Below are 21,289 nucleotides of genomic sequence, written 5' to 3'. Positions count from 1 at the left end.
AGCGTCTCAAGACGCTGGCTTTCACTTGGTTCAAGCCTATTGCCTTTGCCTCTTTCGCCACCCCTTAAAGGGTGTTTGTATTACTCGCCACCCTTAAAAGGGTCTTCATATTCTCGTACACTTAATTTATCTAGTGCTATATCATGCTTTTCTTGGTCTTCTATGTATTTCCTTATGGTTGCTTCATTTAGACCTACTGTACTCACATAATATCCTTCTGCCCAAAAGTGCCTATTTCCAAACTTATACTTCAGATTTGCGTGTTTCTCAAACATCATTAACGCACTTTTTCCTTTTAAATATCCCATAAAACTTGACACACTCATCTTCGGTGGTATACTTAAGAGCAAGTGTACATGATCTATCATCATATGCCCCTCTAGTATCTCCACTCCTTTGTACTGACATAACAATCTTATTATGTCTTGCAAACTCTGTCGATACTGTGCATATATTATTTTTCTTCTATACTTTGGCACAAACACTACATGGTATTTGCACATCCATTTTGTGTGGGATAAACTATTTGTTTTATTTGCCATTAAAATCACCTTTCTTTTTTTACAATAGACTTGAACATTCTTATTGTAATACGATTGGTGATTTTTTTGTATAACTTTTTATGCACACCCGCATAGCGGGTGGTTGTTTGTGCCACGCAAGCGTGGCACTGGGTAAACCCATTAAAACAAAACAAGCGACAGCTAATTAAACTGTCGCTTGTTTTATTGCAAAATTGATATGTTCTTGAGAAAATAAATGTAATATGCGGTTAAATATTATAACACTTCAATATCATTCATCTCAATACTGCCCCATGATTTTTGCCAGGTGTTTTGATATTTGTCCGGCTTTCTTCTTCTGAAGGTCAAACCGTCAGCAACTTCGAGTGTTTCAAAGGGGGCAGCATCGTTTTTTCTGCTGTAAAAGACATAACGTGTATAGTATCCGCCACGGACAATTTTTGATACATCTATTTTTAATTTTGCCGTGTGGGTTTCGCCCTTTTTCCCCGAATAGAAATTTTCAATCACAAATGCGGTAACCGGATATCTTCGGTAATCGCTCACTTCAACACGCAGACAAAGGTTTTCTATATCAGCCTTGTTTTCCCACATAAGTTCAAGCTGAATCTGCTCGTCTTCATAGAAAATATTATTCTCTTTGCCGTCATATCTTACAAATTTCAAACAAAGGTCGTTTCTGTCGGCATAATGCTTATGCTCATTCCCGACATATTCAAGAGCACGGAAATTTTCGTTTGCACTTCCGAGATAGATTTTTATGCCCTCTTCAACATCACCGTCAAAAACAATTTTGCCGTGGTCAAGAACTATGCATCTGTTGCAGAGGTCACGGACAGTGTTCATATTGTGCGAAACATAAAGAACCGTTCTGTCCTCTTCGGCTGCAAGAGCACGCATTTTAGTTATACATTTTTTCTGAAAACGCATATCGCCTACCGCAAGCACCTCGTCCATAATCATTATTTCAGCGTCAAGATGTGCCGCAACGGCGAAGGCGAGCTTTACAAACATACCCGAAGAATAGCGTTTTACAGGCGTGTCAATAAATTTTGTACACTCTGAAAAATCTATAATACTGTCTATTTTTGAAGTAACCTCTTCCTTTGTCATTCCGAGAATTGCACCGTTGAGGTAGATGTTCTCCCTTCCGGTAAGCTCTGCGTGAAAGCCTGTTCCGACTTCAAGCATACTTGCAATTCGTCCCCTAAAACGCACTCTGCCGTCTGTCGGAGAAGTGATTCTTGAAAGAATTTTCAAAAGAGTTGACTTACCTGCACCGTTAGCGCCTATAATTCCTATGCGTTCTCCACGGTTTACCTCAAGGTTTACGCTGTCAAGGGCAAGGAAGCTGTCACCTTTTTCGTAGTGCATTGCACCGATTCGCTGATTCGGGTCTTCCTTGCCTCTTCTTTTTGCATACCAGCTTTGTAAATCATGGCGGAGAGTTCCGGAACCTATTGCGCCGAGTCGGTATTCTTTTGAAAGATTTTCAATTTTAATTACACATTTTTCATTCATTTCTGTCATAATATCAGACCGTATCTATGAAATTTTTTTCTACTTTATTAAAGATAATCATACCGAACACAAGCACACCTGCCGTAACAAGAAAACTAAGCATCAGGTATTTCCATGGAAATGTTCCGCTGCCTAAAAATCCGTAACGAAAAGTTTCAACAAGCGGAGCAACAGGATTTAAAAGAGCAAGCGAACGGAATGATTCTGCCACCTGAGAAACAGGATAAACAACAGGGGTGATGTACATCCACAATGTTACTCCAAATGAAACAAGCACGCCGAGGTCACGGTATTTTGTTGTGACTGACGAAACAATCAGTCCGCAGCCCGTACCTAAAAGTGCCGATGAAAGCAATACAAGCGGCATAAGCAACGCACAAAAATTCGGGTGAACATTTGACCCGGCAAACATATATATAAGTACAAGAATAAAAAACATCACAAAATTAATCAAAAAGCCGATTGCGTTGTAAATTATGTTTGCACAGGGCATTACAAGCCTTGGAAAATACACCTTACCGAAAAGCCTTGCATTACCGATAAAGGTTGATGAACTGCCGTTAAGACAGCTTGAAAAAAACGACCACAAAATGTTGCCAGCCATAAAAAACAGGAACTGAGGCATTCCGTCAGTTGAGATATTGGCTATCATACCGAAAATCACGGTAAAAACAAATGTTGAAAGGAACGGCTTTATAATTATCCACAGCGGTCCAAGCACAGTCTGCTTATAGGAGTTTTTAAAATCACGCTTTACGAACAGCATTACAAGGTCACGGTACTTCCAAACCTCACCAAGATTAAACTCAAAAAATTTTCGTTTTGGCGTAATTTCCGTTATCTCGTTATTTTTCAAGCTTTTTCACCCTTTTGTAGATATTTCACATACAAAAATTTTATCACATTTATATTTTTGTGTCAATTCAGGTTGATTTGCAGACATAATAATGCTAAAATAAAAGTGAATTTATTTATGAAAGGAATTTAAAAAATGGCAAAAATTAAAAAGATTTCGGCAATTATGGTTGCCGCAGTTATTCTCTGCACCTGCTTTTTAATCAGCGGTTGCGGCGGTGACACAGAGAGCAGTTCTTCGGCAAAAGCTACTTCCGCAGTTTCAAACGAAGAAACAACATCCGCAGGCACAGACACAACCGACTACAAGTCAAGCTACACAGCAATTATTGATGTTAAAGACTACGGTAAAATTGAAGTTGAGCTTTATGAGGAGCTTGCTCCGATTACAGTCAAGAACTTTGTTGGCCTTGCAAAAGACGGCTTTTATGACGGTCTTACTTTCCACAGAATCATTACAGGCTTTATGATTCAGGGCGGTGACCCAAAGGGTGACGGCACAGGCGGCAGTGAAAAAACAATCAAGGGCGAATTTGCTCAGAACGGTGTTGAAAACAACCTTTCACATACAAGAGGTGTTATCTCAATGGCTCGTTCAAATGATCCCGACAGCGCAAGCTCACAGTTCTTTATTGTTCAGGCTGACAGCACATATCTTGACGGTCAGTACGCCGCATTCGGCAAGGTAACAAAGGGTATGGATATCGTTGATAAAATCTGCGAGGACACACCTGTTACAGATTCAAACGGTACTGTTGAAAAGAAAAATCAGCCTGTTATCAACTCAATTAAGATTGAGGAAAAATAATGAACGGTATAACTGTTCTTGTTGATGCGGATGCCTGCCCTGTTGTAAAATCGGTTGAAGGGATTGCAAAAAAGCACAATGTTCCCGTTGTGCTGTTATGCGATACAAACCATGTTCTAAAGTCAGATTACAGCGAGATAAAAATTATCGGTGCAGGCGCAGACGCAGTTGATTTGGCGCTTGTCAACCTTTGTAAAAAGGGCGACATTGCGGTAACTCAGGATTACGGAGTTGCGGCACTTGTGCTTGGAAAGGGTGCGTATTGTATTCATCAATCGGGAAAAATTTTCTCGGATGATAACATAGGCGGTCTGCTTATGGACAGACACCTTGCCAAAAAGGCGAGAATGTCAAACGGCAAGCATCACATTAAAGGACCGAAAAAGCGTACAAAACAAGATGATGAAAACTTTGAAAAAAGCTTTGAATCCTTGCTTGTAAAAGTGTTAAATAATTCTAATCAGGAATAATAATTTTTCGGCATATACTTGAAATGCACAGAAATGTGTGCTACGATAATTGTAGGCAAAAGGATGTAAATAGTCCATTGGGCAAAACGAAACCCTCGAAGCTACCGACTTCGAGGGTTTCTTCATAGGTTGGCTGTTGAAGTTACTATCTATCCAACCACTTGCAAATATAGTAGGCAACTACACTTGCTCCAACAGATAGGAAAAAGGATATAAGCAACTCAAAGAAAGTCACCTCCTTCCTGCCGGAAAGAGTCAACAGCAAAATCAGTATATCACAGCTGTTGAAATATGTAGATATATTTCAGCCAACCTTTACAAACAGAACACCCCGAAGATTAAGTTCTTCGGGGTGTTTTATATTTTACCGTAAGAATTTTTGCAGTCGCATACTCGGGCAAAACGATTCAAACTATCTTCCCGACCGCACCTAACAGCTATTAACTTTTCACTCCTCACTTCCAACGGTATCCGTTGTTTCGGTTGATTTGACCTTTTTCTGACAGGTGTCAATATTAAAAATGCCGAGATTTTGTTTCCATTTAAGGATTCGTTTAACAGACGCGTCAACCTGAGCTTCGGGAATTTTACCGCTTTGAACAGCCTCAAGAACTGCGGGATATTGGGTATCGACAGATGAACAGCAGAGCAAATCGTTACCGCATTTTGCCGCCGTGACAGCCGCCGCTTCATCTCCCGTAAAATCCGTGATTGCGTCCATGATAAGGTCGTCGGTCATAATTACACCGTCAAATCTAAAGTCATTTCTGAGAATATCATGCACCTTTTGTGAAAGTGACGCAGGATATTCGCTGTCCATACAATTCACGATATTGTGTGAAACAAGAATACAGTCGGCACCGGACTCAATTCCCTGATAAAACGGCTTAAAATCTGTATTTTCAAACTCCGAATAGTCACGGTCATCGTATGCAATTCCCGTGTGTGTGTCGCTGTTATTGCCGTAGCCCGGGAAATGTTTCAGAACCGTACCGAGTTTTTTTGATTTGCTCGTTTCAACAACAGTTCGCACAAATCTGTTTTCCATATCAATATCCGAGCTGAAAGAACGGTCATACATAAAGCCGTATTCATCGGAGGTCATATCGCACACGGGTGCAAGATTCACATTGATTCCGAGTGAAAGTAGTAAATCCGCTTTTTCTTCTGCATCCTGCTTAATTGCATCCCAACCGCCGCTTGAGTATGTATCCCTCGGAGAAAGGAACGGGGCTTCTCTAAGATTAGGATTACTGCTGACACGCACAACCGTTCCGCCCTCTTCGTCAACGCCGATTAAAAGCGGAATATCTGCCTCATCCTGATAGCTTTGAATACAGTTAATAACTTCATCTTTGGTTTTTCCGTCAAAATCTCTGCCAAACAGGATGTAACCGCCGATATTGTACTCGCTGACCTGTTGCACGGCGTCTTCATCGGGACAGCGTACAAAGAACATCTGCCCCACCTTTTCTTCAAGCTTCATATTTGAAATGAACCTGTCAAGCTTTTGATCATTGATTTCTTCTTCCGACATTGTAGTCGGCTGAACTGTAGTCTGCTCTGTTGCTTGAAATTGTTCGGGCTGACTGTCACCGTTTTCACAAGCCGACATTAAAAACAATATGCATAATGCAAGCAAAGCAAATGAAGTTATTTTTAATTTTCTGTTAAATATTTTCATAAACGCCTTACGCCTTCTGGATTTTTGACTGCACTCCCTTTGTGACATATACAAGGCACCTTACCGTTACACCGTTTGCCGTGGTACATGATACTGTGGTTTTGCCCGTTTTGTTAGCGGTAATTTTTCCGCTGTATTCATCAACGGACGCAACAGTCGGATCTGTTGACGAATAGGTTGTTGAACAGGTCGCCTCACCGTCTGCTACAGAAAGATTCAGCAAACTTGAATTACCCTCTGAAAGTGAAATTTTATTTTTGCCAAAGCTAACCGCCATTGCAAGAAACTTTACATTCACATTCACATTTTTTGTTTTACCGTCAGATGTCGAAATCGTGATAACCGTATCGCCTATGCCCGTGGCAACAATGTTGCCGTTTTCATCAACAGAGGCAACTGACGGATTACTGCTGTAGTAACTCATTTCAATATCTCCCCTCAACTCGGTAATTTTACTGTTGAGAGAATATGTTTCAAAAAGACCCATCGAAAGCTCAGTTATCGGAACAACAAGTTCAGATTTGTTCTGAGCAACCTCATTGAGCTTTTCGGCAACGGCAGGACCGTATATCTTCATATTAGTATACGCAAGAGGGTGGATTCCATCGCCTTTTTTAGTTGTTGTATTATATTTAAAATACTGTGTTGTAATTTCCTCGTTGTCATCGGTAAGCTCTGTTTCTTCCGAAAGATCAACATAAGGGATTTCCCACTTGTCGAGGATATTTTTAATCAAAGTCCAGTATTGCGACTGTTTTGTCTTCTTTGAACAATCGTGACAAAGAACGAACAGTTTGATTGAACTTTTATAATTCATATTAAGAAAATAGCAAATACTTTCCAACGCACCTGCGGTTGTATATTCATCATACTTTCCCGACTTATTGCTTTTGTCAGTCATAGAACCGATTTTTACATTTTTGAATAGGTCATTAAAGCCGCCGTCAAGCAAAATAACATCGTAGTCACCTTTCATTTCACGGACACGCTCAAGTATACTTTTGTGATTTGTACCTATAAAATTCTTGCGTATTGCAAGAGTTGTGCCGGGTACAGCCTTGTTGGTCATTGTCATATTATACTTTTCGGCAACATAATTACAGAATGAATAAGTTGAATTACCCATTGTGTCCGTACCCGAACCGTAGGCAACGCTGTCGCCGTCACAATACATTGTTCTGCCGGAAAGATAGTCGGGGGCGGTATACAGTGCCTTTGCACAGGGGAAAAGGTCTTTGCAAAATTCATTTTCGACAGCCTGCAAAATCAAATTAACATCGTTTTCGGTTATTTTTCCGTCATCGTCAACATCAGCCTTTGTGAGCTGTTCTTCTGTAGGAATACTGCCTATAAGACTTTTGGCAAGCTTCGCGTCATGAACATCAACCTCACCGCTGCCGTCAACATCGCCGTAGGTTACCTCACCTGCCGAAACAAAGTTAAGAGAACTGTCATTGCAATATTTTTCTGCAACGGTGCCTGAATAGCCTTTAAGCGTAAATGCCGAATCAACTTCATACTGCTGAGTACTGATTGTCTGCTTGCTGTAGGAGTCAAAAACACCTGTCTTAGTGGTACAGTCTACCGCAAAAGAATCGTCACAAATCTGTGTCACGGACATAGGAATGCTCACTGATTTAAGCCTTTTGCAATTCATAAAAGCGCCGTAACCAACTGTTTTTAAGCCAAAATTAAGATTGACTTTTTCCAAACTTGAGCAACCGTAAAACGCCCACCACTTAATGCTTCTGACCGTATTTGGAATTGTAACTTCCTTAATTTTGCAGGAAGAAAAAGCCGTTCTGCCTATTGAGGTGACAGGTACGGAATTTATGCTTTCAGGAATTGTCACAACGGTATCTTTACCTGTATATCCGCAAATTTCAGCGGTATCATTGTCAAGCATTTTATATTTGAATTTTCTATATGTAAGTTCATCGGATGCGGCAAAAACAGTTGTACTGACGCCTGCAACCGAAGAAAAAACAATCATCGTTGAAAGTAAAAGAGAAAGAGTCTTTTTTATTTTTTTCATCAAATTGCTCCATAAATGCATATTTGTTTTATTTTACTACAAAATCCAACATTTTGTAAATAGGCAAACAACTTAGAATTACCAAAAAATAAAAAAAGAGGAATAACATTGAAAGCAATCAAAAAGACTGCCTTCAATAAACCTCTGCAATCATTGTAAAATATTAAAAACAAGTCAGCCTGCAAGCACAAGCGGAAGAACCTCTCCTCTGTCAATGTTAAGAACAATGGAAACCTCATCGCAAACCATTTTTTCAGCTTCTTTCAGAAAACGCTCATCGCTCATATGAAGCCTTCTTCCTTTTTGAAGCTGAATCTTGCTGTGAAAATGCATTCTTCTGATCAATTCAACCAGCTTTTTGCAATCACCGCCTGCAATAATTTCCTTAAATCTTTCACATCTTTCAGACTTGTTATCAATCCAAATTTCATTGTCGGTTTTCTGCGATAAAATATTTTTAATTTCATCGGAACTCAGCACATCACGCATTTTTGAAACAAGCTGTTCATTATGCGTAGGAACAAAAAGTGTTGAAGAGTCCGAACAAACAGGCTTCAAAACATAATATTCAATAGAAATTTTCCCGATTGTTTTTGTTGTTATTTCAGTAATTTCACAAACACCGTTCGCACCGTAAAGAACAACCTCGCCTACCTTGTACATATTCTCACCATCCGTATATTTATTTCTCGTATTTATTCGATAAACACTAATGCCTACATTATTATTTTAACACTTTTTCCAAAAATATGTTATAGGCAAAATTACCGAATTTGACAAATTTTTCACCGTAAGAAATTAGTTGAATTACAACTTTATACAATTATGCGGGAATGGAAACTTGCCGAAAAAAGTGAAATGACCGACAAAAAATGCCGGTCATTTTCGGGGTATATTGGGTTATAGAAGGAATATATCAAATTTAACGAAATAAGCATTGAATACAGAAAAAACGAGAAAAACTTTTCATAACTAATTTCAAAACTCCAAAACAAATTACCTAAAAACGAATCTGTTTCAATGCTTATTCCGTGAGCATCAACTGTGCTTATATTGTACTATAAATCCGTTCAATAATTCAATTGCATTTGCAACGAAATTAAATTTCAAGTGTAAAAGATATCTTAACTTTTTTATCTAATTGTTACAAAAATAACAATCTCTACCTTTACAAAACAAAATTTGCAAAAGCTTCAGAGTACAATGATTTTATGTATACAAGCTGCAAGCCGTTTACCTGTGTTTTACGCAAGAATTTCATCGGCAAGCTGTTCAAGCTGAGAAATGTTTTCTTCTTTCACAGCCGAACGAATTGTTACAACTGTAGGACAAATTTCAACATTTTTCATTTCTTCAAGATACGCTCTCATTGTCTTTGCCGCCGAAGGAGCCCAAGAGCCGTTTTCAACCATGGCAACCTTTCTGTTCTTATAGCCCTTGATTTTGAGGTGATGCAGAAAATCGTTCATTATCGGGAACACACCGCCGTCATAGCTTGGTGCGATAACAACCATTCTGCTGAAACGGAATGCATCCTCAATATCCTCGGCAAGGTCTGTGCGTGAAAGGTCGGCAATTGAAACCTTTTTGTCTGTTTTTGACTTTACAATCTCACAAAGCTTTTCGGCAGCCTTGGCTGTGTTGCCGTGAACCGAACAATACGCAATGAACACACCGTCGGTTTCAGGCTCATACTTGCTCCATATATCGTAAAGACCGATGTACCAACCAAGGTTCTCGTCAAGTACAGGACCGTGAAGCGGACAGATTTTCCGAATATCAAGCTTTGCGGCTTTTTTGAGAAGATTCTGAACCTGAACACCGTACTTACCGCAGATATTGAAGTAATATCTTCTTGCCTCGCAAGCCCAATCGTCCTCCTGAGCGTCAAGTGTGCCGAATGTGCCGAATCCGTCCGCAGAGAAAAGAACCTTTTCTGCGTTTTCATATGAAACCATAACCTCAGGCCAATGAACCATAGGCGCCATTATGAATGTAAGCTTGTGTGAACCGAGTTCAAGCTCGTCCCCCTCTTTGACTGTAACGGTTTTATCGGCGAAATCAAAATCAGGGAAAAACTGTGGGAGCATCGAAAAAGTCTTTGCATTGCCGACAAGCTTCATTGACGGATATTTCTCGGAAACAACCTTAATATTTGAAGCATGGTCTGGTTCAAGGTGACTTATTACGAGGTAATCAGGAGTTCTGCCGTTAAGCTCTCTGTCAAGATTTTCAAGCCATTCGTCAGTTTTTCTCTTGTCAACCGTATCCATAATCGCAACCTTTTCATCAATAATAAGATATGAGTTGTAAGAAATTCCGTTGGGAACAAGATACTGACTTTCAAAAAGGTCTATTGTCTTGTCGTCAACACCAATGTATTTTATAGAATCAGAAATTTTAACCTGCATTGTATTCTCTCCTTTATAAACCTGTGTCCGTATTTGTCGGAAATTTTTGTTAAGTCAATTATACTATGTTATCAAGTTGAAATCAAGATGATTAGGATAATTTAAACAATATGCAAATTTCGTTCATGTGTCTGATTGTATATGAAATTATTTTGCTATTGATTTAAAAGAAAAGCGATAATATAATATTGTAAAAAATACAAACGGGTTGTTATTATGAATATAGTTTCTCGTGGAAATATTTATATAAAAGGTACTGCCGTATAATTGCAGTAATTTTAGAGCTGTGAAGAAACGAAGTTTAAGACTTCATTCTTCACAGCTCCTTTAATCTTTGTAAAAAATAAGGCAATTGTTTAAAAAGGGGCATACTTTCCCTTCCCCAAAACAGCGTAATAGCGTAATGTTGAAAACTCAAGCAGCTTTTTGCATTCAGATTTGTTTTGTGTAAAATTTGTGGAGATTAAAACCGATTGAAAGCAAATAAATCTCTAATTTGACCCATTCGCACTAACCTTTTGTATCAAATGTAGTCAAAAACTAATATCAGATTAGAAGTATTTATTATTTCTGAAATAAACACCGGCCCGATCGTTGTTGCTTGACGCTCAGGCTGATTTTTTTACTTATTATGTTTTAATGCGTATCTTCAATGCAGTACACAAAGTTTGTGAGGTTCATATTATCGTCAAAGGTGAAAGTTACATATCCGTCTTTCCGCTTATAGGTAACATCACCGTGGGTTATGTTATTGTACATTGGCTCGCCGAGTTCGGCATAGACATCGTCATAGGTGCTGTTGCCGTTTATTTCGCCAAAACTGATATTTGAATTAGCAAGGTTTCCTGACGAATAATCAACCGTAATGCTGTAAATTTTATTTGTTTCGGCGGTGACCATAACATTCATACCGCTGTAGTAATGAATATACCACTTGTCCGACGCTAAAAACGGATCTGAAATTTCTTCGCCAAAGGCATTCTTCACCTCGTCAAAATCAGCGTTCAAAAAATTATTGCTCTCTACATTAAGCATTGAACTTTCGGATTTTTTAAGATAAAACTTTCCGCCTATATTCCACATTGACCCGCTGTTTTGATTTGTGACCGTGTTTTCAATATAGATTTCACCGTCGGAAAACTTGATTTTACCAGTACCGCTGTTCTGCCAGCCGTCATCATCAAACGAAAAAGTTCCTATTCCGTCAATCACCTTTGTTGTCACATTGCTTATTTTCGCAATTCGGTTTTGCGGTGCAGACGAAGTCTTTGTAAAAGTAAATCTCACAACATCATCTTTGACGGAAATAATCTCAAGAATATTGCCGCCGTTTTGAGTTGCGGTTGAAATATCGCTGTCTTTATCGCACCATATTCCGACATATTTTGAATAATCCGAGGTTTTATTTTCAGCCGTTGTCGTGACCGCAGTTGTCGGAAGAGTTGTTGCATGTGTGGTAACATTATCCGATTTGCCGCCAAAAATCGTGCTGTTCAAAATTATAATCACCGCAATTACAACGAGCAAAACTATTGCCGCTGCAACGGCAATAATAATCGGCTTTTTCTTTTTCACCTTAATTTCTCCGCCTGTTGTAACATCAATCAGCTTTGTCATACAATACGGACAAAAGGTCGATTCAATCGGAAGTTCCTTACCGCAATTCCTGCAAAACTTCGTATCCTTACCCATAATGCCTCACCTCTTTTATTACATTATAAATAACATTAGGCAAAAATACAAGAAAAAGATAATCTCCTATACCGTCAGGAAATTATCTTTTTCGCATAATTAATAACTCACTAAATCGTTATATACATCTGTCGCATAAAAATCTTGATCTAACAACCAGTCATACGAAGCGCTATCATAATACACTGTTTTGTTTTCAATATCTACTATATATGTAATATATTCCCCCTCACCAAAAACAGTATGCGTTCCCGTGTATTTCATAGTTATTGACCCGTCTTCGTTTCTTTGAGCGTCAAGAGTCACATCACTTAAATAATAATGAATAGCATCATACACATTCAGCCTATTATGATATTCATCAACATCAACACCATTTTCTTCTAAATAAGTGTCACTATGATCGTCTATACCGTAAGGCTCTTCTTTGAGCAACTCTTCTGCTTTCTCAATTTCCGAGTCGCTCACTTTATCAGGCTTAGCATCTGATGATTCCTCTGTAGTTGTAACATCTGTGGTAGGCTCAGTTGTTGTAGATTCAGTAACAACTTGAAAAATTGAAGATGTACCTTTATCTATGCCGTGTCTTTCGATAAAATCAGAATCAGTAACAAAAAAATTCAATGCAATTTGATTAGCATTACCATTACAAAGCATCGTATATCCATTATAGTATAAGCAAGGAATTAACTTATTATCTTCATCTAACATTTCAGAAATAAAATATTTGGCAACTTTTTCACAGGAATTATAACTTTTATAATCAGATAAGGCATACAACCATGATGCCAATCTTCCTACTGTCTGTTTCTTCTTATAAACATCATCGGTTGTTATATCATTAAGCAAAGAGGAAACAAAAGTTAATGAATATGCAACAACATTATTTTCATCATCCAAGAACAAAATTGTTCCTGTTTTACCATTGAAATCAACTTGCATATATTGAGAAACTTTTTTGCCAAGCAACAAATAATCCTGTTGGTACTTAAAATCGTCAAATTCTACACCTATGCCCAAATCGCCCATAGAACCTACATCATCAAAGGCACTCATAAACTTATCTACTGTTTCTTCATTAAATTTATTATCGAAGTAATAGTATCCTTTGCCGTCGATACTGTTATCAACAGTTGTAGGTTCGGTCAAACTGCTTTTTGTTTTTGTATTCGTATTTGAAGAACTGCTGCTATGCGGCACAAACAAAACCAACGCAAGTATTGCTGCAAAAACAAGTGCAACAACACCAAATACTATACCGCCGATTTTCCACTGCCGTTTCAGCTTTTCCTTTTCTTTATCAGGGCTGACAACCTCATTAACTTCAGAATCTTCAACAGCCGAGCAATCTTCTCCGCAATTCTCGCAGTATTTATCTTTTTCATTAAGTGGGAATCCACATTTTGGGCAACGCCTCATTTTTAATCCTCCATATCACTTGAATAATCACCTATTTTATCAAAGTTGCTGTTATTCAGTTGTGTTATATTTACAATGCTAATTTTAATAAAATCCTGTAACTTCAAAAGCATAGTATTCAGCAGCTGATTTATAATCATGGTCACCTGTAAGAGTACAAGTGTCATTTGTCAAATTTATAACTATGTATGCGTTACCGCTGTTATTATAATATCCATCAGGAGTATTTCTATAATTTCCGGAAACGGTTACCTGATACCCCAACAAAGTTCCCGTGTCTCGTGTTTTTGTCGGAGTGATATCAAGTTGAGGATTTTCAAACATTGAAGCCACTAATTGCCCAAAAGTTATATCTGAACATAATCCGTTTTGAACATATGATGGATCAATTGAGTCCATAAAACTTGTCGAATTTAATATATCTACAACATCATCCTCATATTCATTATTTTCTTCTGTAGTTTCTTCAACTGTCGTCTCTTCAACCGTAGTTGAATCAAAATTAGTTTGTGCGGCTGAAGATTCAGAACTCGGTTGTTTCGAACATCCGCTTAATACTGTTGATATCAATAAAATCACAGTTAATGCAACAAGCGATTTTTTCATAAATTTCACTCCTTTTCTTTATAATGAAAACGCTCAGGTTTACCGTTGGTTATCAATATTTTCTGACCGCAGACATCACAATCGCAACTCTGTGCGTCACATGGAATCACTGTTGTTTTTTGGCAATAAGGACATTCGACATATTTACATTTGATACGAAGTTTTTTAATTGAAACAACAAGTATAATCAAAGCAAGAATTGCTAATATTACAAAAAATGTTATTGACCCCGGATTGTAGCCGGGAGTAATATATGTACCATCACTTGGATCCCAAAATTTGTGCTGCGATGCATTTCCTTGTGTAATAATCGTACTAACGGATACAGCCAAAGTACCGCAAGCAACAATTATTCCACCGATTGACGCAGAATTGTATTTAAAAACAACACCGCTTTCATCATCCTGATATATACTTTCATCAGTAACACAGCCATTGTTACCATTGATTTCATCAGGTATCTTTGCGCCACATGAAGGGCAAAAACTTGCACTTTCTCTTATTTTTGAACCACACTTTTCACAATACGGCATAAAATCCCCCATCACCTATATTATTTTACAAACATCTATTTAGATAAAACTGATTATTTTATCTATATAATCTGTATTTGTTTCAACGAAAAGGCTGCCTTTTCTCTTGTTTATATTACTGTCATCAATGTTAATTGACTTATTGATATTTGATTTGAGCCATTTTATACCAATCTCATTTCCGCATTCCTCATAACCATGATGTGTGTTTTCGGTTTTTAAAGCAGTTGTCACAATTCCAACCGCTTTAATTCTCATGGTTTTTGAACTGAGTGGAAGAGCCTTGATGTAAATGATATCGCCGATTTTAATGTTATTTAAAATAGCATATAATTCAGGCTTATCTTCTTTCTTCCAACCGATACATACAAACCCCTCGTTAACAAAATTATCCAATTGCTCTTCTGTTCCGCAGAACAGTGAACCCATTCCATAAACCGACATAATTTTCCTCCTAAAAATTTTATTTATTACAGACTTCAAAGATGATGTCTGTCAAAGTTCATAAAAAATTTATCTGTTGTAAAATAAGTTTATCACAAATAATGCTACAAGTCAATAATAAATGCTTACAGTAAATTTATTTTTTTGTTCAAAAAGTTTAAAATAAACTATATATAGGATTCTGAGGTTTTACTTATGAACAAAAACATTGATTATACGGCACTCGGCAAAAGGATAAAAAATAAGAGGATTGAAAAGGGTTTTACGCAGGAACAGCTCGGCGAATTGTGCGAACTTTCCGCGGCACACATCGGTCACATTGAGCGTGGAACAAGAATACTTTCCGTTGATGTTCTTTTTCGCATTTCTCAGGCACTTGACACAAGCATTGACTGGCTTGTATTTGATTCAGTCGAAAACAAACATATGTTTAACGAAATTAACAGCGTGCTTAAAAACACCGACAAAACCAAAGTAACCACATTTCTAAACACGGTAAGAGTTCTTGCCGATAACATTGACAAGTTGTAAACCGTTTGTTAAAAATCTACAAAATAATTACCGCCATTGATTAAACTCTAATTAAAGTATAATCAAAGACGGTATTTTTGTCCTGTGCTGTCAGCACAGTTTTATTCTGTTTTAAAGATTTCTTTTCAGTTCTTTCACATTTTGATAGCGGTTGTCAGGAATTGTCTGGGTGCATTTTACAATCATCCTTTTCAGCCTACCGTTATAAAGGCGAATTTCAGGCGGCTGACCCGTGAGCATAACATTCATCAAAACACCTATTGCGTAAATATCCGTTCGTTCATCGGTTTGATTTATTCCGTACTGTTCGGGTGCGGCATATCCCATTGTACCAATAGCCTGTGTGTCTTTCGACTGATAGGGCTTGTACAGCCTTGCCGCATCAAAATCAATCAGCTTAACATTACCGTTGCTGTCAATCATCACATTTTCAGGCTTAATATCCTTGTGTATAATTTGGTGCGAATGCAACAAATCAAGTGCGTCACAAAGAGATGCAACCACTTTTCTTACGCCTGACGGAGAGTATAATCCCGTTTGCAGATAATCTGCCACAGTCTGACCGTCAACATATTCTTCAAGCACGGTGACTCCCGTTTCGGTTTTGACAACATCGTAAACATTTGCAATATTTGGGTGTGAAAGCGTTCTAAGTGCAAAGTAAACCTCTCCCGAACTTTTTAATGTGCGTTTTACAATCAGTTTGCCGAGTTCCTTATGCCTGAAAACACAAATTTCCGTTTTATCTGTCCGTTTAAGCAGTCGCACAAACTGATATTGTTCCTTAATCACCGTATCAATCCAATTATTTTCCATAACATTTCCTCACAATATTGACAAGCACATAACAAAAATATTAGTATAATTATACTTGCCGTGCTTGGAATATAAATTGATATAATAAGCACTTTGCAAAATTATAAGTCTAATCGTACTTGCCGTGCTTATTATATCATGTTAAAATAGTTTTGGAAACTTACAAAACTTTAATTTAAGGGGTTTTTGATTATGATAGGCAAAACCACAACTCAACTTTTAAAAGAACTTGAAAATTTCAACACATTTGAAGAATACGAAAACGCAAACAGGGATTCAATGATAAGCAAAAATCTCTCGGAATACCTTACCGACCTTTTGAACGAAAGGAATCTTACAAAAGCGGAGGTCATTCGTAAAGCCGAACTCAGCGACGGCTATGCTTATCAGATTTTTTCAGGCTTGAAAACTGCCCCGAAAAGGGATAAACTAATTTGCCTTTCAATAGGAATGGGTCTGTCGGTAAATGAAACCAACAGCGTCCTTAAAATTGCAGGGCTCTCTCCTCTCTATCCAAAAATCAAGCGTGACAGCATTATAATCATCAATATGAATAATAACAAAAGCGTTGTAGAAATCAACGAGGCTCTCTATAACGAGGGCGAAGATACTTTGAATTAACAATGGAGGTACATTCAAAATTGTCTATATAGGATGCGAAAACAAAATATGCCGGGATATTCAGATTTCTTCAAATTTGACAATGGCTGTGTTGGGCTATGCTGTGCTTTCGTCATTCAGCACCTGTGCATATCACCTTTTCATGATGACATACAAAGGCACAGATTACGAGTTGGACGACGAAGAATTTCAGACAAAACCGGCAAGAGCGATTTCACCTACGCTCATAGAGGAGAAGATCTCCCATGGGATTACCACGACTATCAAATCGACATTGACAATGCCCTACTCAAAGGCGAAATAGCAAGAATCAAATACGCCTGCGAAAATCCCGAAGATTATTAAAAGGCAATACACACAGCTCTTTTCAATTTTTTGTAAAGAAATAAGGCAATTGTTTAAAAAAGGGTACACTTTCCTTTGTCCATAAAGCCAAATAAGATTGTTTTTAGCATGTGGTATTGTTCACAAATTTATTATACCGCAAAAGGCACATAACCGGAAATAATAACGGTTATGTGCCTTCTTATTTATTTAACATTTATCTTGTGATGTTGTCATTATACAACACCACTGTCATTATTTGTATGCACAATTTTAAGAATTTTATAAGTACAGTTCACATTTACAAAAATAACGGCTGAGCAAAAATAAGCACAGCCGTCTTTGTTTATCTCATATGATATTTAAAATTCAGTAATCCCCTTAACAACGAATTTCTGAATAAGTGTCGCATCAACAACGGTAACTGCACCGTCTTTGTTTACATCTGCTACATTTAATGTTTCGTCATCAAGTGTTGTCTGACCAACAATATATTTTTGAAGAATGGTAGAGTCAACAATAGTAATTTCACCATCACCATTAACATCACCAAGTAAAGTTTCTTTGTTTGGTTCAAAATTAAAAGTAACATTGAATGCTTCATCAAATGAACCATATACACCAATTTGAAGTACATATGTTTCTCTTGCATTTACATTATAGCTGATACGGAAATTTATATCTTCCCCATTATCATCATTGTATGCAAGTTCCGTCATATTAGAATCAAGTAATCGTCCAAAAGTATCTCTTGAACCAGTCGAATAAAATGTGAGAGAACCACTCTGACTCGGTGTGAATTTAAAATATTTGCGTACATCAGTATCTTCAATTATCACATTTTGGGTCTCATTGCCGCTAATACTCGGTAAATTTTCAAGACTAATTGCACCACAGATTTTACATACACCATCAATATATTCATGGTTACCAGTTGGTTCAATATAATCATCTAGATAACTGTAACCGCAATTTTTGCAAGTATAATCAGTATAACCCTCCTTACTGCAGGTCGGTGGCACTATATGTTCTTCCATATCATGTTTGCCCGTTGCAGGAATTATATCACCCTTTTTCAAAACAGCCTCACAATTATTGCAAATCAGGTCACCTGTGTAACCTTCTTCTCCGCATGTGGGAGACTTTTCATTTTCAAGTCTTGTTGATGAATGTAAACATTCGTCATAATACGGAACAATATTAGAAAGAGAAAATCCGTACAATGTAGAAGCTACATCCGAAACCAGTCGAATTTTAACAGTGTCGCCAAGTACTGTAATTTTTTTGCCTGCAAGCTCTGTTCCGCTGTATTTACCTATTTCTTCGCCATTTTTATCGTATAGATATATGTAATCACAATTTGCTTCTGTTTCTGTAGAATCCGAAAAAACAACTGCAATTCTTGTAGCATTCTTCTTATAAATTGTCCAAGATTCATCAGAATCAACATTATATGGATGTGCTGATTCAACACAATCCTCCTCAGGCTTGCCACATCTTTCACAAATACCGCTTACAACATTATGACCCAAAGGATTTGAATAATTTATTTTAACTCCATCGCTGCATTCAGAACAAGAATATAAATCATAACCTTTATCAACACAAGTCGGTGCTTTTTTTTCAACGAGTTTAACATCATAATGTATTACAGATTCGACCAAATTAGTATTGCCATCAGTAAAATCAATCGAATCCCACTGACTTTTACTACCTTTAAATAAAACATTTGATAAGTTATAGTCAGTGTCAAAAGCTAAGCTACCAATTTCTTTAACGCTTTGAGGTATAATTATAGTGTTGAGTTTTTCACAAGAAGCAAATGTAGAGTCTTTAATAAATTTAATACCATCCGGAATTTCCACTTTTTCTAGGTTTGAACAAGATGAAAATGCTCTTTCGCCTATATTCACAACACTATTCGGTATGCTAATATTTTTAAGATTAGAACAATAGAAAAATGCACTGTCGCCGATACTTATAACACTATTTGGTATGCTAATATTTTTAAGATTAGAACAACAGCTAAATGCACTGTCGCCAATACTTATAACACTGTTAGGAATAACCACATTTGTAATTGTGTTACAACTCACAAAAGCATAATCACAAATTTTAGTAATACCTTTTGGAATAGTAATATCTGTAGCTAATTCTCCATCAATGTAAATTTTTCTGGCATAAAATATGGGATTTGAAGATATATCTTCAAATTTAATCTTGCACCAATCTTCAATATTGGTTGCATATACTTCTTCAAGACTATAACAATAATCAAATGCACTCTCGCCAATACTTCTGATACTGCTTGGGAAAGATATGCTTTTAAGACTTGAATAACCACAAAAGGCATACTCTCCTATACTTTTTACACCATCAGGAATAGTAACATCCGTTACCAATTTGTTGTCAACATATAAGTCTGCACCTCTGAATAACGGATTTGCATCAGAATAAGAAAAATCAATTTTACACCAATCTTCAATACTGCTCACATAAACCTTTTTTAAACCATTACACCCCAAAAAAGCATCATCACCAATACTTACAATACTGTCAGGAATAGTGATACTCTCAAATGGATTACTGTCAGCAAAAGCCTTTACGCCGATACTTGTAACAACAGCATTATCAATCGAGTCAGGAATTACTAAATCATTGTCAATACCTTTATATCCGGTAATAACAGCCTCAGTGCGGTTATTTTCTTCATTAAAATAAGTATAATAAGTAAAATCATTATACTCTTTTTCTTCGCTGTCAGATTGTGTGTCATCAGCCGACTGTACTGCAGCACTTGTTGTGGTTTCGTTTGTATCAGCTGTTCCGGCTGCATTAACAGCAAGAGGCATAGCTGTAAACATACCTGATACCATCAACACAGACAACATTGCTGATATAACCTTGTTTGATTTTCTCATGGATATTCCTCCTAAAATAAATTTTTGCAATTATCCGTACTGTGTTAAGTTAAACATCTGTTTACACCTTACTATATAAAAATCAAAAGCCTAATACATAAAACATATATAGATAAATTACAATTTAATATTACCATATTTTACAGCATTATGCAACACTTGATTAAAGTTTTTCATTTAATTTTGCAGAGAAATAACAAAAAATATATCTGATACATCAAAAATCAACTCACTTGCTAATACTGAAGATTTTTATATAGTTAATTACCTGTCAAACAGCTTAAATCCCATAATAACTACACCAAGCACTACGAGGACAATACCTGTGGCACGGTTTAGGGTTTTGGGATTGGCTTTATTGGCAAAGACGGAGGCAATTCTCGCCCATATAAGGGTGAACGCTATGCAGAGAATGAACACGAACCAATCGGGTGTACCGCCAATCATAAAGTGAGAAGCTGCGCCTGTCAGGGCGGTGAATGTCATAATGAATACGCTTGTGCCAACAGCGGTTTTCAATTCATAATTCAGCACGGTCGTCAAAATCAAAAGCATCATCATTCCTCCGCCCGCACCTATAAATCCGCAGATAAAGCCGATTAACATTCCGCAGATTACAGACTGGATTGCCCTCTTTTTTGCCGACACACCGAGCATAGCTTCTTTAGTTGTCATAACGGGACGGATGATAAATTTTATGCCGAGCAAAAATGTCATAAACACGGAAAATCCGCCCATTGTAGCTGATGGAACAATGCTTGCAACATAACTGCCGACAATCGTAAACGCAAGCACACTCGCCATCATAATCAAACCGTTTCTGACATCGAGATTTTTATTTTTATGGTATGTATAAGCCGAAACTGCACTCGCCAGAACATCGGACGAAAGTGCGATTCCGACTGCCATATACGGATCCATATTAAGAAAAGTTATGAGCATCGGACTTATTACAGCCGCCGCACTCATTCCTGCAAAACCTGTTCCGAGACCTGCGCCCATTCCTGCAAAAAATGTAACTAAAATTGTAATAAATATATCCATTTAATTTCCCCTATAGAATAATATAACTAA

The 21,289-nt window shown here is 37.4% G+C and carries 20 protein-coding genes; 5 read left to right on the top strand and 15 right to left on the bottom strand.

Annotated elements, in window-relative coordinates; genetic code table 11:
* Positions 1-80 precede the first annotated feature (80 nt).
* The 3 genes from tnpA to QDI94_RS02375 form a co-directional block, all read right to left on the bottom strand.
* Complete coding sequence (gene tnpA, locus QDI94_RS02385) at positions 81-542, bottom strand: IS200/IS605 family transposase (protein WP_101105764.1); 462 nt, start codon at positions 540-542, stop codon at positions 81-83.
* Positions 543-779: 237 nt separating this feature from the next.
* Complete coding sequence (locus tag QDI94_RS02380; RefSeq protein WP_278866809.1) at positions 780-2,054, bottom strand: ABC transporter ATP-binding protein; 1,275 nt, start codon at positions 2,052-2,054, stop codon at positions 780-782.
* 4 nt (positions 2,055-2,058) lie between these two features.
* Positions 2,059-2,901: an ABC transporter permease gene (locus tag QDI94_RS02375; protein WP_242958532.1), complete on the bottom strand. Its 843-nt coding sequence runs from the start codon at positions 2,899-2,901 to the stop codon at positions 2,059-2,061.
* Positions 2,902-3,036: 135 nt separating this feature from the next.
* Between QDI94_RS02375 and QDI94_RS02370 the strand changes: the two genes are divergently transcribed.
* Both QDI94_RS02370 and QDI94_RS02365 read left to right on the top strand, forming a co-directional pair.
* On the top strand, positions 3,037-3,708 hold the full coding sequence (locus QDI94_RS02370) for a peptidylprolyl isomerase (protein ID WP_278866805.1): 672 nt from the start codon (positions 3,037-3,039) through the stop codon (positions 3,706-3,708).
* Between the two features lie 8 nt (positions 3,709-3,716).
* Entirely contained in the window at positions 3,717-4,178 is a 462-nt protein-coding gene (locus QDI94_RS02365; protein ID WP_278475400.1) for a YaiI/YqxD family protein, read from the top strand.
* A gap of 448 nt (positions 4,179-4,626) precedes the next feature.
* On the opposite strand, the gene QDI94_RS02360 is transcribed toward QDI94_RS02365, so the two are convergent.
* The 9 genes from QDI94_RS02360 to QDI94_RS02320 form a co-directional block, all read right to left on the bottom strand.
* Entirely contained in the window at positions 4,627-5,862 is a 1,236-nt protein-coding gene (locus QDI94_RS02360; RefSeq protein WP_278866802.1) for a glycoside hydrolase family 3 protein, read from the bottom strand.
* Positions 5,863-5,869: 7 nt separating this feature from the next.
* On the bottom strand, positions 5,870-7,897 hold the full coding sequence (locus QDI94_RS02355; protein ID WP_278866800.1) for a leucine-rich repeat protein: 2,028 nt from the start codon (positions 7,895-7,897) through the stop codon (positions 5,870-5,872).
* Between the two features lie 174 nt (positions 7,898-8,071).
* Complete coding sequence (locus QDI94_RS02350) at positions 8,072-8,560, bottom strand: CarD family transcriptional regulator (RefSeq protein WP_278866796.1); 489 nt, start codon at positions 8,558-8,560, stop codon at positions 8,072-8,074.
* A gap of 581 nt (positions 8,561-9,141) precedes the next feature.
* Complete coding sequence (locus tag QDI94_RS02345) at positions 9,142-10,308, bottom strand: FprA family A-type flavoprotein (protein WP_101028429.1); 1,167 nt, start codon at positions 10,306-10,308, stop codon at positions 9,142-9,144.
* A gap of 636 nt (positions 10,309-10,944) precedes the next feature.
* A complete protein-coding gene (locus tag QDI94_RS02340) occupies positions 10,945-12,000 on the bottom strand; it encodes a zinc ribbon domain-containing protein (protein WP_278866794.1) in 1,056 nt (351 codons plus the stop codon).
* Positions 12,001-12,099: 99 nt separating this feature from the next.
* Entirely contained in the window at positions 12,100-13,419 is a 1,320-nt protein-coding gene (locus QDI94_RS02335) for a zinc ribbon domain-containing protein (RefSeq protein ID WP_278866791.1), read from the bottom strand.
* 84 nt (positions 13,420-13,503) lie between these two features.
* The gene (locus QDI94_RS02330) at positions 13,504-14,025 is read right to left on the bottom strand and encodes a hypothetical protein (RefSeq protein WP_101028426.1); all 522 of its coding nucleotides are present in this window, start codon (positions 14,023-14,025) and stop codon (positions 13,504-13,506) included.
* Positions 14,026-14,030: 5 nt separating this feature from the next.
* The gene (locus QDI94_RS02325) at positions 14,031-14,558 is read right to left on the bottom strand and encodes a zinc ribbon domain-containing protein (RefSeq protein WP_278866789.1); all 528 of its coding nucleotides are present in this window, start codon (positions 14,556-14,558) and stop codon (positions 14,031-14,033) included.
* Between the two features lie 39 nt (positions 14,559-14,597).
* Positions 14,598-15,002, bottom strand: coding sequence for a hypothetical protein (locus QDI94_RS02320; RefSeq protein ID WP_278866788.1), 405 nt, complete (start codon positions 15,000-15,002; stop codon positions 14,598-14,600).
* A gap of 195 nt (positions 15,003-15,197) precedes the next feature.
* Between QDI94_RS02320 and QDI94_RS02315 the strand changes: the two genes are divergently transcribed.
* Positions 15,198-15,533, top strand: a complete 336-nt coding sequence (locus QDI94_RS02315) for a helix-turn-helix domain-containing protein (RefSeq protein WP_101028423.1) — start codon at positions 15,198-15,200, stop codon at positions 15,531-15,533.
* Positions 15,534-15,644: 111 nt separating this feature from the next.
* On the opposite strand, the gene QDI94_RS02310 is transcribed toward QDI94_RS02315, so the two are convergent.
* Positions 15,645-16,349, bottom strand: a complete 705-nt coding sequence (locus QDI94_RS02310) for a serine/threonine protein kinase (protein WP_278866784.1) — start codon at positions 16,347-16,349, stop codon at positions 15,645-15,647.
* A 192-nt stretch (positions 16,350-16,541) separates the two neighbouring features.
* Between QDI94_RS02310 and QDI94_RS02305 the strand changes: the two genes are divergently transcribed.
* Together QDI94_RS02305 and QDI94_RS09875 are read left to right on the top strand one after the other, a co-directional pair.
* Positions 16,542-16,970 (top strand): hypothetical protein, encoded by a 429-nt coding sequence (locus QDI94_RS02305; protein ID WP_101028421.1) that lies wholly within the window; start codon positions 16,542-16,544, stop codon positions 16,968-16,970.
* A complete protein-coding gene (locus QDI94_RS09875; RefSeq protein ID WP_367187859.1) occupies positions 16,966-17,274 on the top strand; it encodes an IS1096 element passenger TnpR family protein in 309 nt (102 codons plus the stop codon). Before QDI94_RS02305 ends, QDI94_RS09875 begins: the two co-directional genes overlap by 5 nt.
* Positions 17,275-17,656: 382 nt before the next feature.
* Here the strand turns inward: QDI94_RS09875 and QDI94_RS02300 are convergent, their stop codons facing one another.
* Positions 17,657-20,215, bottom strand: coding sequence for a leucine-rich repeat protein (locus QDI94_RS02300; protein WP_278866781.1), 2,559 nt, complete (start codon positions 20,213-20,215; stop codon positions 17,657-17,659).
* Positions 20,216-20,479: 264 nt separating this feature from the next.
* Complete coding sequence (locus QDI94_RS02295) at positions 20,480-21,259, bottom strand: sulfite exporter TauE/SafE family protein (RefSeq protein WP_278866778.1); 780 nt, start codon at positions 21,257-21,259, stop codon at positions 20,480-20,482.
* Between the last annotated feature and the right edge of the window lie 30 nt (positions 21,260-21,289).

It is taken from the genome of Ruminococcus bromii (assembly GCF_928721825.1).
GTDB classification, from domain to species: Bacteria; Bacillota; Clostridia; order Oscillospirales; family Acutalibacteraceae; genus Ruminococcoides; species Ruminococcoides bromii.
The sequence above is the reverse complement of the archived record's forward strand: the minus strand, read 5'-3'. Positions and strand labels throughout refer to the sequence as shown.

What these genes read in the sequence shown, in the direction of transcription:
- tnpA (WP_101105764.1), bottom strand. Translation starts at nt 542, where the DNA reads ATGGCAAATAAAACAAATAGTTTATCCCACACAAAATGGATGTGCAAA.
- QDI94_RS02380 (WP_278866809.1), bottom strand. Translation starts at nt 2,054, where the DNA reads ATGACAGAAATGAATGAAAAATGTGTAATTAAAATTGAAAATCTTTCA.
- QDI94_RS02370 (WP_278866805.1), top strand. Translation starts at nt 3,037, where the DNA reads ATGGCAAAAATTAAAAAGATTTCGGCAATTATGGTTGCCGCAGTTATT.
- QDI94_RS02360 (WP_278866802.1), bottom strand. Translation starts at nt 5,862, where the DNA reads ATGAAAATATTTAACAGAAAATTAAAAATAACTTCATTTGCTTTGCTT.
- QDI94_RS02355 (WP_278866800.1), bottom strand. Translation starts at nt 7,897, where the DNA reads ATGAAAAAAATAAAAAAGACTCTTTCTCTTTTACTTTCAACGATGATT.
- QDI94_RS02350 (WP_278866796.1), bottom strand. Translation starts at nt 8,560, where the DNA reads ATGTACAAGGTAGGCGAGGTTGTTCTTTACGGTGCGAACGGTGTTTGT.
- QDI94_RS02345 (WP_101028429.1), bottom strand. Translation starts at nt 10,308, where the DNA reads ATGCAGGTTAAAATTTCTGATTCTATAAAATACATTGGTGTTGACGAC.
- QDI94_RS02340 (WP_278866794.1), bottom strand. Translation starts at nt 12,000, where the DNA reads ATGGGTAAGGATACGAAGTTTTGCAGGAATTGCGGTAAGGAACTTCCG.
- QDI94_RS02335 (WP_278866791.1), bottom strand. Translation starts at nt 13,419, where the DNA reads ATGAGGCGTTGCCCAAAATGTGGATTCCCACTTAATGAAAAAGATAAA.
- QDI94_RS02330 (WP_101028426.1), bottom strand. Translation starts at nt 14,025, where the DNA reads ATGAAAAAATCGCTTGTTGCATTAACTGTGATTTTATTGATATCAACA.
- QDI94_RS02325 (WP_278866789.1), bottom strand. Translation starts at nt 14,558, where the DNA reads ATGCCGTATTGTGAAAAGTGTGGTTCAAAAATAAGAGAAAGTGCAAGT.
- QDI94_RS02320 (WP_278866788.1), bottom strand. Translation starts at nt 15,002, where the DNA reads ATGTCGGTTTATGGAATGGGTTCACTGTTCTGCGGAACAGAAGAGCAA.
- QDI94_RS02315 (WP_101028423.1), top strand. Translation starts at nt 15,198, where the DNA reads ATGAACAAAAACATTGATTATACGGCACTCGGCAAAAGGATAAAAAAT.
- QDI94_RS02310 (WP_278866784.1), bottom strand. Translation starts at nt 16,349, where the DNA reads ATGGAAAATAATTGGATTGATACGGTGATTAAGGAACAATATCAGTTT.
- QDI94_RS02305 (WP_101028421.1), top strand. Translation starts at nt 16,542, where the DNA reads ATGATAGGCAAAACCACAACTCAACTTTTAAAAGAACTTGAAAATTTC.
- QDI94_RS02300 (WP_278866781.1), bottom strand. Translation starts at nt 20,215, where the DNA reads ATGAGAAAATCAAACAAGGTTATATCAGCAATGTTGTCTGTGTTGATG.
- QDI94_RS02295 (WP_278866778.1), bottom strand. Translation starts at nt 21,259, where the DNA reads ATGGATATATTTATTACAATTTTAGTTACATTTTTTGCAGGAATGGGC.